Origin of the sequence: Bacteroides fragilis NCTC 9343 (genome assembly GCF_000025985.1) — a bacterium.
Taxonomy (GTDB): Bacteria; Bacteroidota; Bacteroidia; order Bacteroidales; family Bacteroidaceae; genus Bacteroides; species Bacteroides fragilis.
Genome location: NC_003228.3, coordinates 999,062 through 1,011,596, shown reverse-complemented (window position 1 = coordinate 1,011,596; position 12,535 = coordinate 999,062). Strand labels below are relative to the sequence as shown.

Genomic DNA, 12,535 nt, shown 5'->3' with positions numbered 1-12,535 from the left:
ATAGAATTACTTGATTATGAACCTGAATACTCCGGTAGAGATTCCATCTGGATTCACCCCCATCAGCCATGCCCAGCAACTGCTGATTATGGGTTCCTGCTTTGCAGAGAACATCGGTACCCTGCTTGCTGAAAATAAATTCCGGATCGATATCAATCCATTCGGTATCTTATATAATCCACGATCCATCTCAATGGCTTTGCGCGAAATCATCAGCCAAAAGCAATACAAAGCATCCGATCTGTTTCTGCATCGTGAATGTTGGCACAGCCCGATGCATCACGGCTCTTTCTCCGCCGCCACCCTTGCAGACACCTTACGGAATATCCAATCCCGTGTGGAACAGGCACATAAAGAGCTGAAACAACTTGACCGGCTTATGCTGACCTTCGGCACCGCATACGTATACGAACAAAAAGAGACAGGAAAGGTAGTGGCCAACTGTCACAAATTGCCTGAAAAGAATTTTATACGCCGCCGCCTTGAGATAGACGAGATAGTAGAAGACTATACCCTGCTATTGGACGAATTGATCTCTTTGAATCCTCAACTAAAGATCTTGTTCACAGTCAGCCCCATTCGCCACATACGAGACGGAATGCATGCCAACCAACTCAGTAAAAGCGTGCTGCTGCTTGCCATCGACCGACTGATGCAACGTTATCCACAGGTCACTTGCTACTTTCCTTCTTATGAAATAGTATTGGATGAACTTCGGGACTATCGCTTCTATGCAGATGACATGGTACACCCATCCACGTTGACCGTCAATTATCTATGGGAGCGTTTTTCGGAGACTTTCTTCACCCCCGAAACCCAAAGCCTAATCAAAGAGTGTGAAACGATACGAAAAGCGATTGCGCACAAACCTTTCCATCCCGAGTCGGAAGAGCATAAAAGATTTTTAGGACAAATTGTGTTAAAAATAGAACGACTTAACGGAAAATACCCGTACTTAGATTTCGAAAAAGAAACAAACATGTGCCGATTGGCGCTTCAATAAATGTGCAAATATGCCAATGCTTTAATATTATGTCATATACAATTGAATCAATCGTTGAAAAAATAGGTGCACGGCGTCTGGGAAACAAGCCTGCTGCCATCGACTGGCTACTGACTGACAGCCGTTCGTTATGTTTTCCGGAAGAGACCCTCTTTTTTGCCATTCCCACCAAAAGGAACAACGGCGCACGCTACATCCCTGACCTTTATGAACGGGGAGTGCGCAATTTTGTAGTCACAAGCGAAGATTTCAAAGGGCTCACCATGGACAGTGAGCAACTAAAAGTGACAATGGCTCAGGAATGCAATTTCCTTATTGTCCCCAATACTTTAAAAGCACTTCAGAAATTGGCCGAACAACACCGTGGTTCCTTCCAGATTCCGGTAGTCGGCATTACGGGCAGCAATGGAAAGACCATTGTAAAAGAATGGCTTCACCAATTGCTCAGCCCCGACCGGGTTATCGTGCGTTCACCGCGCAGCTACAATTCGCAAATCGGTGTCCCGCTGTCAGTCTGGCAAATGAACGAGGAATCCGAACTGGGCATTTTCGAAGCCGGCATTTCGGAAATGGGCGAAATGCGTCCGTTACAGAATATGATTAAGCCGACAATAGGCATCCTGACCAACATTGGCGGAGCACATCAGGAAAACTTCTTTTCACTGCAAGAGAAGTGCATGGAAAAACTAAGCCTGTTTAAAGATTGCGACGTAGTCATTTACAATGGCGACAACGAAATGATAAGCAACTGCGTAGGAAAGTCAATGCTGACTGCCCGTGAAATCGCATGGAGCATGAGGGATATCGAACGTCCGCTCTATATCAGCAGGGTTGAGAAGAAAGAAGATCATACCGTCATCTCCTACCGCTATCTGGAGATGGACAATACATTCTGTATTCCCTTTATCGATGATGCTTCCATAGAGAACTCACTGAACTGCCTCGCTGCCTGCCTGTACCTGATGGTACCGGCCGACCAGATCACCGAACGAATGGCCCGGCTCGAACCTGTAGCGATGCGCCTTGAAGTAAAAGACGGAAAGAACAACTGTATCTTGATCAATGACAGTTATAATTCGGACCTTGCTTCGCTGGATATCGCTCTCGACTTTCTTTACCGGCGTTCGCAGTCAAAAGGCCTAAAGCGCACTTTGATCCTTTCGGATATCCTGGAAACCGGACAAAGCACGACAACACTCTACCGCAAAGTGGCACAACTGGTTCACAGCCGCGGCATTGAAAAGATTATCGGTGTAGGTGCCGAAATATCCTCATGCGCATCAAAGTTTGATATAGAAAAATATTTCTTCCCCGATACCAAGGCACTTCTGGCATCAGATGTAATTAAGAAACTCAGAAATGAAATCATCCTGATAAAAGGCTCCCGCAACTTCGGTTTCGACCTCGTTTCGGAAGAACTGGAACTGAAAGTACACGAAACCATCCTGGAAGTAAACCTGGGAGCTATGGTAGCCAACCTGAATCACTACCGCTCGATGCTCAAACCGGAAACTAAAATGGTGTGCATGGTGAAAGCGTCTGCTTATGGAGCAGGTTCGTACGAAATAGCCAAAACCCTTCAGGAGCATCACGCTGACTATCTGGCAGTGGCCGTAGCCGATGAAGGTTCCGACCTTCGCAAAGCAGGGATCACAGCCTCCATTATCATCATGGATCCCGAACTGACCGCTTTCAAAACCATGTTCGACTATAAACTGGAACCGGAAGTATACAATTTCCATTTACTCGACGCATTGATAAAAGCCGCCGAAAAAGAAGGTATCACCAACTTCCCCATTCACGTAAAACTGGATACGGGTATGCACCGATTGGGATTCGAAGAGAAAGACATCCCGCAACTGATTCGCCGGTTAAAGAACCAGAATGCACTGATTCCCCGCTCTGTCTTTTCCCATTTCGTAGGCAGTGATTCTGCCCAGTTCGACGCTTTTACCCGGCAGCAAATAGAACGATATGAAAAGATGTCAAAGGAACTGCAAGATGCATTCCCGCACAAAATACTGCGCCATATCTGCAACACAGCCGGTATCGAACGCTTCCCCGGTGCACAGTTCGACATGGTTCGTCTTGGCATCGGATTGTATGGAATCAGTCCGATCGATAACTCAATCATCAACAACGTGAGTACCTTGAAAACAACGATTCTCCAAATACGGGACGTGGCGGAAGAAGATACTGTAGGTTATAGCCGCAAAGGGCATCTGATACGCCCCTCACGTATCGCTGCTATACCCATCGGATATGCCGACGGCCTGAACCGCCATTTGGGATGCGGACATGGCTATTGCCTTGTCAATGGCAAAAAAGCCCCATACGTAGGAAATATCTGCATGGATGTGTGCATGATCGACGTAACGGATATTGATTGTAGAGAAGGTGATCAAGCTATCATCTTCGGTGACGAATTACCGATTACCGTCTTATCGGATGCGCTCGAAACCATCCCTTATGAAGTATTGACAGGCATTTCAACCCGGGTCAAGAGAGTATATTATCAAGATTAACTCCAAAAGATTCAGTCGGAAAAGTGAAAAGTAACGGACATTAACCTCCTTCAGCTTTTCACTTTTCGTTTTTATGAGCCCGGTTTTCGCTTTTATGATTCTGCCTTTCTTTTTTCATTCAAAATAGTCTATCTTTGCACACAAACTAATACAATACCGTTATGACAAACCTTTTTTTATTAGGATTCATGCCCAGTGGTTCCGAATGGATTATCATCCTGTTGGTTATACTCTTGCTTTTTGGTGGTAAAAAGATTCCCGAACTGATGCGCGGGCTCGGCAAAGGAGTGAAAAGTTTTAAAGAAGGGGTGAATGAAGCCAAAGAGGAAATAAACAAAGCAAAAGAAGAAATCGACGAACCGGAAAACAAAGAAAAGAAAGATAACTGATATCCTGTTTTGTTTCCGTCTCTTACATGAAATGAAAATAGAACGAAAGTAAATTTCAACCGCCTTTCTCTTAATAATGGCAGAAATTAAAGAACTGACTTTTTGGGATCACCTGGATGAACTGCGCCGGGTGCTGTTTCGAATTATAGGTGTATGGTTTGTTTTGGCTGTAGGCTATTTCATTGCTATGCCCTATCTGTTCGACCATGTCATTCTGGCTCCCTGCCACAACGATTTCATCTTTTACCATCTTCTGCGGGACATCGGACAGGCATTCGACCTTACCGATGACTTCTTTACCCGTGAGTTTAAAGTCAAGCTGGTAAATATCAATCTGGCAGCACCTTTTTTTATCCACATGTCCACCGCTTTCTGGATGTCTGTAGTCACTGCCACACCTTATTTGTTTTTCGAGATATGGCGTTTCATCCGTCCTGCCCTTTACCCTAATGAACGGAAAGGAGTCCGCAAAGCCCTGACCATCGGCACGGTCATGTTTTTTATCGGAGTCCTTTTAGGTTATTTTATGGTCTATCCGCTCACCCTTCGTTTTCTCTCTACCTATCAACTCAGCGCAGAAATAGAGAATCAGATCTCCCTGAACTCTTACATCGACAATTTTATGATGCTGGTGCTCTGCATGGGGCTGGCTTTCGAACTACCTTTGGTAACCTGGTTGCTTTCCTTGCTTGGATTGGTAAACAAATCATTCTTACGAAAATACCGGAGACATGCCATTGTCCTGATTGTCATCGCTGCTGCTGTCATTACTCCAACAGGAGACCCTTTCACACTCAGCATCGTAGCTATTCCCCTCTATCTGCTTTATGAAATGAGCATATTGATGATTAAAGACAAAAACCGCTCGTAGATCCTGATTACCTACTCTTCTTTGCATATATCAGTTTCTCTCGATACGGCTTGAATATCAAGCCACAATTCATTTATTCCATTATCATACAAGAAAAAAGCATACTTCTTGATTCATACTAACTATACTTTCCATATATTTGCAGTATTCAACACACATCACATCTTTAATGATGAAAATAAAAAAACGATAAGACAATACGAAATTATGATTAATACTTTAACATCGTTGAGATTCATATTTGCAATAATGGTTTTTGGAGCACATTGCTATGTTATAGACAATGTTTTCAATACCCATTTTTTCAAAGAGGGATTTGTAGGCGTCAGCTTCTTTTTTGTGCTAAGCGGCTTTATTATAGCATATAATTATCAAGAGAAACTGAAAGACAACAAAATAGACAAACGCTCTTTCTGGGTAGCACGCATTGCACGTATTTATCCTTTACATTGGCTGACATTGTTTATTGCTGCTATTTTAGGGAGTTACGTTATAGCATCGGGAACTTTAGATTGGCTTAAGCATTTCTTAGCTTCGCTCACTTTGACAAATGCTTATATTCCCAGAGCCGACTACTTTTTCTCTTTCAACAGCCCTTCATGGAGTTTATGCTGTGAACAGCTTTTTTACATCTGCTTCCCATTCCTTATACCTTTAGCAAAAAATTACAAGTATTTGCTTTCTGTTTTTGGAATTGTAGCGATACTAATGGTCGTCGGCATGTACTTTACTCCGGAAGATGAAATAAAAGGCTTCTGGTATGTCAATCCAATTACCCGATTTCCGGATTTCATTGTCGGCATGTTACTGTTCCAATTGTATGAACGCTTGAAAAACAAGAATATCACTGCCTTGCAAGGAAGTATCATTGAAATCTCATCTATTATCTTATTTTTAATTTTCTACCTCTATGCCGCCGATATACCTAAAGTATACCGATATTCATGTTATTATTGGCTCCCTGTTGCGGTGATTCTGATTAGTTTTTCACTTCAGAAAGGTATCTTTTCCCGCATTTTATCCAACCGTTTTCTAGTGATAGGGGGAGAAATCAGTTACAGTTTTTATTTGATCCATCTATTTGTCTTATTGACATATTCAGAATGGCAAAAAGAAAATAATCTTCATACGGAATGGTACATTTCCGTCCCGATTTTATTCAGTATCATCATTCTATTAAGCCTGCTTTCTTACTACTATTTTGAGAAGCCTATGAATAAACGAGTAAAAACATTACTAAACAGATAGTTCACAAAACAAATTGCCTACAGAAACTCCGATATCGAAGTAATGATACTTTCGTACACATTTTCATCCGTCCGCATGAAAATCCGGGAATTATCATGTATTTTTGCTGTATGGAAAATGAGGTAAACGAATCTTTTGAAATCCTGCTTGCAGCCTGTCGGACAGCAGACAGCAATCTGGCGGTGGCTTACAAACAGTTGCGTGATTTGCTCGAACGATTGTGCCGGGCACAAATGCAGGATGAAAGTCTTCAGATGACTGACCTTTCGGCACGGATCAGTTTTGTGTCGGCACGGGCAGGGCTGACAATTGTTGAACAAAACCGATTACACACTTTTCGCCTGACCTCAAACGCTATTCTCAATCGAAAAGAGGAACCTGTACGCGAAAAGTTACTGCGGGATGCCAAGACACTTGCCTTCTTTATACGTAAACTTTACGAAGTCGAGATTCCCGGCGAACTCTACCACTTACTGCCGCGTGCCGACGCAACTTACCTCGTAGCACCTCCGGCTAAAAAGCGAATAGAGCGAATGCGTGTATGCTATCAATATGCCGACGAGCAGTATCTATATGTAACCCCGGTCGATACCATTGCTGACGAATATCTGAGGATACGTTATAATGTGCCGCAGATCAACGAGGAGTTTGCTCAAACCTGCGAAATTTTATGGTGTCATGCACAACTCAACCTACTTGATGTGGCCATTGACGAAACCGGTGTCCTGACTCCTTCGTTCATCGTACTCGAACCGGATTACTTAATCGACATCAGTTCGTTGGCAGAATGTTTTCGTGATTACGGCCATCATCCCGCCAACTATGTACTGGCCCGCCTCCAACCCATCGACAATGCCCGGCCATTATTACTGGGAAACATAGCCAACCTTTTCCTGGACGAATGGATTCATGCAGAAAACGAACCGGACTACAGAGAGTGTATGCAAAAAGCCTTTCGCCGTTACCCGATTGAACTGGCTGCCTGCACCGACCTACGTGACAGAGAGAAGGAACGACAGTTCTTTGACGATTGCAAACTACACTTCGAACATATCCGCGAAGTGGTGACAGACACCTTCCGTGCACCGGGCTATGAATTGGATAAGACTGATGCAGTGCTCGAGCCCTCGTACATTTGCGAAGCATTGGGACTGCAAGGACGATTGGACTACATGCAGCGTGACATGTCATCGTTTATTGAGATGAAATCGGGGAAAGCAGACGAATTCTCCATCCGCAACAAAGTAGAGCCCAAAGAAAACAATAAAGTACAAATGCTGCTCTACCAGGCAGTGCTGCAATACTCGATGGGAATGGATCATCACCGGGTAAAAGCCTATCTGCTCTACACACGCTACCCTTTACTTTATCCGGCACGTCCGTCGTGGGCCATGGTGCGCCGGATCATCAATCTGCGCAACCGGATCGTATCTGATGAATATGGAATCCAGTTACGAAACAGTGTGGAGTATACCGCCTCCAAACTCCAAGCCATACGTTCCGACATACTCAACGAACGAGGATTATCCGGCCGGTTTTGGGAACAATATCTCCGCCCGTCCATCGATAATCTATCGCAGAAACTGGCTTCACTTACCCCGCTGGAACAGTCGTACTTCTACGCACTCTATAATTTCATAACCAAAGAGCTGTATACTTCCAAGTCCGGAGACGTCGATTACGAAGGACGTACCGGCGCAGCCGCCCTGTGGCTATCTACCCTGACAGAGAAATGCGAAGCCGGTGAGATTCTTTACGATCTGCGCATCAAAGAGAATCATGCTGCCGATGAACATAAAGCATATATCCTCCTTGAGCAAAGGAAAGAGGGATACGGAGAAAATAAACTATCCCCGGAACCTAACGAAATATCCTCTGAGGTAGAAAAAGGAGCACAGGCCTTGCCTAATTTCCGTCAGGGGGATGCCATTGTACTTTATGAACGCAACCGGAACGAAGATAACGTCACCAATAAGATGGTATTCAAAGGCAATATCGAGTTCATCACAGAAGAAGAGATAGGTATACGCCTGCGTGCCACTCAGCAGAATAGTTCCGTGCTTCCGCCGGACAGCCTCTATGCAATAGAGCACGACACAATGGACACTACCTTCCGGAGCATGTACCAGGCATTATCGGCTTTCGCTTCGGCAACCAAAGAACGGCGTGATCTTTTATTGGCACAACGAATGCCCGAATTCGAGTACGGGCTTGACAAACAGATTCTAACCGCCCCGGACGATTTTACACGGGTCACACTAAAAGCACTGGCTGCCAAAGACTTTTTCCTATTGGTAGGACCGCCGGGAACGGGCAAGACCTCATGCGCCTTGAAAAAAATGGTGGAAACTTTCCATTGCGAAGCGCAGACCCAAATCCTCCTGCTCTCGTATACAAACCGGGCTGTGGACGAAATCTGCAAAGCCATCTCATCCATTCGGCCGGAGGTCGACTTTATTCGTGTCGGCAGTGAGCTGTCTTGTGACGAAGCTTACCGGCATCATCTGATTGAAAACGAACTTTCTCTTTGTACCCGCCGCTCGGAAGTAGCAGAACGCATCGCCCGTTGCCGTATCTTTGTAGGCACAGTTGCTTCCATCTCCGGAAAACCCGAACTGTTCCGCCTGAAGAGATTCGATGTAGCCATTATCGATGAAGCGACCCAAATCCTGGAACCTCAACTATTAGGTATCCTATGTGCCCGGAGCGAAAATGGAGAGAATGCCGTCGGCAAGTTCATACTGATCGGTGATCATAAACAATTGCCTGCCGTCGTATTGCAAAATACCGAACAATCGGAAATCTACGATGAAGGCTTACGTAGCGCCGGACTGAAAAATCTCAAGGATTCTCTTTTCGAACGCCTCTACCGTACCCTGCAAACCTCTTCCGAGGATCTCTTTCCCGACTCAGCATCGGTATCGGCTCCGAACCATCGCTCCTTCGACATGCTTTGCAAACAAGGACGTATGCATCCGGAAGTAGCTCATTTTACCAATCAGGCATTTTATGAAGGACGCCTGTTACCGGTGGGATTGCCTCATCAAATGGAAGACAACCAAGATGTGCAACGAATGGTTTTTCTACCTTCCGAACCCGAACCTCAAGGTACATCGGCCAAAGTCAACCATTCCGAAGCACGGATCGTTGCCCGAATCGCAGCCGACGTTTACCAGCAATATGGTGGAACATTCGACGGAATGCGTACTCTGGGTATCATTACTCCCTATCGGAGTCAGATCGCATTAATAAGAAAAGAGATTGTCAAAATGGGTATTCCGGAACTAAACTCCATTTTAGTCGATACGGTAGAAAGGTTTCAAGGCAGCGAACGGGATGTGATAATCTATTCTTTCTGTGTGAACTATCCTTATCAACTCCGTTTCCTTTCCAACCTGACAGAGGAAAACGGAGTATTCATAGATCGAAAACTAAATGTCGCATTGACAAGAGCACGCAAGCAAATGTTCATCACCGGGGTTCCCCGATTATTGGAACAAAACCCGATTTATGACAGTTTGATAAAATTAATAAAACAACAGGAACCGTTATCTTAATTTTGCAGTCCTTAGCTTTTATTCTTTCTTTCTGAACTTCGTTAACACCTCAGTATATTGCAAACCGCTATATTTGCACTACGTTTTTTTCATAGAGATTTAGATTTAAGGTTAGAAGAATTGTGGAAGTCGTGAGACTTCCCTTTTTTTCATCTTAAAGTTTGCTTTCTTTTTGAGCAAAAGCATAAAAAGAAAGTAAACCTAAAAAGCCCCTTCGTGAGAAGAGGCTTTTTTTTATGCTTCCATTCGGCAGATACAGGGTTCGATCATCTCCTTATGGCTTTGAACGGGTCACCGCAGTGAATCTTAATTCACTATAATTATTCCTCCCACACCAGATAGGCCGAAACCAACCAGTGGTTCAATTTATTGCCATCCACAGCCTGAGCTTCGGGAATACTGACTGTAAAAGTATGCTTGCCGGGAGCAAGTGTACCGATAACAGCCTCTTCGGGTACAACATCCGAACCGGGACACCAGTTGGAACGGGATAGGTCTGAAGAAGCCAGAGGTTCTTCCACTTCTTTCTCCGTATATCCTTTCTCACCAATATAAGAAGCCAAGCGCTTAATCAACCAAACACCGGTAGCCGGATTGAAACGACGGAAAGAAGCACAATCATCACGCCAAGGGATGAAGTTGAGCACCTCTTTTCCATCTACAGAAATGATATTGCGTTTTTGCACGAATTCATCCCCGCCGCTATGTCCGCCATGTCCGGTCACTATATATTTTAACCGGATATTTTTGGCACCTTTCGGAACTGTAAAATCAGTAGATACATCTCTCCGGGCAAAGATATCGGGATAACTTTGTCCCATGTAGTAAACCGTATTCATCAACGGCTCCACGTGACGTTTTGGAAGTACGTCACAAGCCAGACGACTCTCTTTTACGTCGATATCCGCATTGACCAAATACCCTTCAGAAGTCCATGTATCGATATAAATACCGACATAGGCTTCGCCTTCAAGCAACGGATAAAGATCGGTTATATCTTGTTGCCAGGTGACATTACTTTCCCATTTGGGGATATAGACCGGACGACGTTTACTGCTCAGCGAATCATTATTATTGCTATAGTGTCCTATACCGAACGGAGTCATGAAACGCATCAGCTCCACTGTAGGTAAATAATCCTTTCCGGGAACAATACCTACCATTTTCTCCAGCTTCAAACTATCTACCGAAGGAAACTTCATGCCGTCACGGGCAATAGTCAGTAGGTTAATAGCCGATGATTTAGGCAATACAAAGCAAGAACCCGATTTGTCCCAACGATCTCCATTGGAGGCGAGGGTTACTTTCAGGCTTACCGACACATTTCGTTTGTATTCGGGAAGAGTAATCTTTTTCAGAATGATACGTCCGTTGACCAAATGGTATACGCCCGTACCATCTGCTTCATTATAATTATCAGGATACGTATCGGGAGAGAAACGCACATTCACATTTTCAAAAACCGGAATATGAAGATCGCCTTTAGCGGGCAGATTTTTATGCCCGCCCGCCCATACCGGAACAGAAAGGAATAAAGAAACGAATAAAGAAGTTAATCTGATATTCATAAGAATTTATTTTTTTATTTAGTTACTTTCAATCACTTGTCCCACTCCGCGATAAAGCTTGATAGGGCCGTCCAGCAATACGGCAATCACAGTGATCTGCTCATCCTGTACACGTTCGGGTATATCAATATAGAGGTTTCCGGGCACCTCGCTCCAGTAGTTCTTATTATAAACCTTATATGGCAGCATAGCTCCATTCCCCACTACCCATACACGATTTACCTTATTGACAAGACCTTTCACTTCGATCGGGCCATTAGGCTTATAGGGTAAATAGAGGTAAAGGATGTCACCCGCTTTATTCAGTGTGGTATATCCCTGAAAATGTTCGCACGGGATGCCGGCACGTGTTTCGTAGATAGCTTCTTTATGCTTCTTAGTCCAACGGCCGAATTCTTTCAGAACAGCAATCTGTTCGGCAGGAATAGTTCCATCTTCCTTCGGACCAATATCCAATAGCAGATTCCCTCCCATACTGAGACAATCGACAAAAGTACGCAACAGCATAAACGGAGTCTTATAATTAGTGTCGGCATGCTGATACCCCCATGAATCGTTCATAGTCATACAAAGCTCCCAATACTTGTCGGCAGGACGTACTACAGGAACTCCCTGTTCGGGTGTAGCATAATCGCCATACCCCTGAATACGGGAGTTTACTATAACATTCGGGTTAGTAGAACGCAACAGGTTGATGATGCCCTTCGAATCCCAAGCCTCAGCAGTTTGTTCCCAGTCTCCGTCAAACCAGTAAAGATCAGGTTTCCAAGTTTTGTTTAACTCGGAAAGCTGTCCAAAATTAAACTTAACAAACTTAGCCCAACGATCCGGATCGTTTTTGTAACGTACTTCCGTACGGGTTTTGTTGGGATAGTCCGGATGCGACCAGTCAAGCAGCGAATAGTAGAATCCGAGCTTCAGCCCTTGTTTACGTACTTCCTTCACAAAAGGAGCAATCAGGTCACGCCCGGCAGGAGTACTTTTCACAGTACTGAGGTCACCCGCCTTCGTATCCCAAAGAGCTACGCCATCATGATGCTTGGTGGTAATGACCGTATAACGTGCACCACTTTCTTTAATCAGTTTCACCCACTCCTGAGGATTATAGGCCGATGCCGTAAAGCCTTTTTCCTGAGCCATATACTCTTCATAAGGAAGATAGTTATTGAAGAATGACCAGCTCTCTGATACTCCGTTCACGGCATAGATTCCCCAATGGATAAAGATTCCTAACTTGGCCTGGGCAAACCATTCCATTCTTTTCTCTTTCTGAGCAGCAGTTTCTTCAGTAGAAGCAGTTTGGGCTTTCAGCCCGAATCCTAGGAGAAACAAGGCAATAAGGGTAATGATCAATCGGTTGTTTTTCATTTTATC

8 protein-coding genes are annotated in these 12,535 nt (G+C 44.5%); 6 read left to right on the top strand and 2 right to left on the bottom strand.

Annotated features, from left to right (window positions below; translation table 11 throughout):
- Positions 1 to 16: 16 nt before the first annotated feature.
- From BF9343_RS03835 to BF9343_RS03810, 6 genes are all read left to right on the top strand, one after another.
- Entirely contained in the window at positions 17 to 1,003 is a 987-nt protein-coding gene (locus BF9343_RS03835; RefSeq protein ID WP_005796048.1) for a GSCFA domain-containing protein, read from the top strand.
- A 29-nt stretch (positions 1,004 to 1,032) separates the two neighbouring features.
- A complete protein-coding gene (locus tag BF9343_RS03830) occupies positions 1,033 to 3,528 on the top strand; it encodes a bifunctional UDP-N-acetylmuramoyl-tripeptide:D-alanyl-D-alanine ligase/alanine racemase (protein ID WP_005785097.1) in 2,496 nt (831 codons plus the stop codon).
- Between the two features lie 161 nt (positions 3,529 to 3,689).
- Positions 3,690 to 3,917, top strand: a complete 228-nt coding sequence (locus tag BF9343_RS03825) for a Sec-independent protein translocase subunit TatA/TatB (RefSeq protein WP_005785095.1) — start codon at positions 3,690 to 3,692, stop codon at positions 3,915 to 3,917.
- A 76-nt stretch (positions 3,918 to 3,993) separates the two neighbouring features.
- Entirely contained in the window at positions 3,994 to 4,788 is a 795-nt protein-coding gene (gene tatC / locus BF9343_RS03820; RefSeq protein WP_005801307.1) for a twin-arginine translocase subunit TatC, read from the top strand.
- 207 nt (positions 4,789 to 4,995) lie between these two features.
- A complete protein-coding gene (locus BF9343_RS03815) occupies positions 4,996 to 6,036 on the top strand; it encodes an acyltransferase family protein (RefSeq protein ID WP_005785091.1) in 1,041 nt (346 codons plus the stop codon).
- A 95-nt stretch (positions 6,037 to 6,131) separates the two neighbouring features.
- Positions 6,132 to 9,593, top strand: coding sequence for an AAA domain-containing protein (locus tag BF9343_RS03810; RefSeq protein ID WP_014298291.1), 3,462 nt, complete (start codon positions 6,132 to 6,134; stop codon positions 9,591 to 9,593).
- A gap of 320 nt (positions 9,594 to 9,913) precedes the next feature.
- Here the strand turns inward: BF9343_RS03810 and BF9343_RS03805 are convergent, their stop codons facing one another.
- Complete coding sequence (locus tag BF9343_RS03805; protein ID WP_010992207.1) at positions 9,914 to 11,161, bottom strand: PNGase F N-terminal domain-containing protein; 1,248 nt, start codon at positions 11,159 to 11,161, stop codon at positions 9,914 to 9,916.
- 18 nt (positions 11,162 to 11,179) lie between these two features.
- On the bottom strand, positions 11,180 to 12,529 hold the full coding sequence (locus tag BF9343_RS03800; RefSeq protein WP_005785086.1) for an alpha-L-fucosidase: 1,350 nt from the start codon (positions 12,527 to 12,529) through the stop codon (positions 11,180 to 11,182).
- Positions 12,530 to 12,535: the final 6 nt, after the last annotated feature.

What these genes read in the sequence shown, in the direction of transcription:
- BF9343_RS03815 (WP_005785091.1), top strand. Translation starts at nt 4,996, where the DNA reads ATGATTAATACTTTAACATCGTTGAGATTCATATTTGCAATAATGGTT.
- BF9343_RS03805 (WP_010992207.1), bottom strand. Translation starts at nt 11,161, where the DNA reads ATGAATATCAGATTAACTTCTTTATTCGTTTCTTTATTCCTTTCTGTT.
- BF9343_RS03800 (WP_005785086.1), bottom strand. Translation starts at nt 12,529, where the DNA reads ATGAAAAACAACCGATTGATCATTACCCTTATTGCCTTGTTTCTCCTA.
- BF9343_RS03835 (WP_005796048.1), top strand. Translation starts at nt 17, where the DNA reads ATGAACCTGAATACTCCGGTAGAGATTCCATCTGGATTCACCCCCATC.
- BF9343_RS03830 (WP_005785097.1), top strand. Translation starts at nt 1,033, where the DNA reads ATGTCATATACAATTGAATCAATCGTTGAAAAAATAGGTGCACGGCGT.
- BF9343_RS03810 (WP_014298291.1), top strand. Translation starts at nt 6,132, where the DNA reads ATGTATTTTTGCTGTATGGAAAATGAGGTAAACGAATCTTTTGAAATC.
- tatC (WP_005801307.1), top strand. Translation starts at nt 3,994, where the DNA reads ATGGCAGAAATTAAAGAACTGACTTTTTGGGATCACCTGGATGAACTG.
- BF9343_RS03825 (WP_005785095.1), top strand. Translation starts at nt 3,690, where the DNA reads ATGACAAACCTTTTTTTATTAGGATTCATGCCCAGTGGTTCCGAATGG.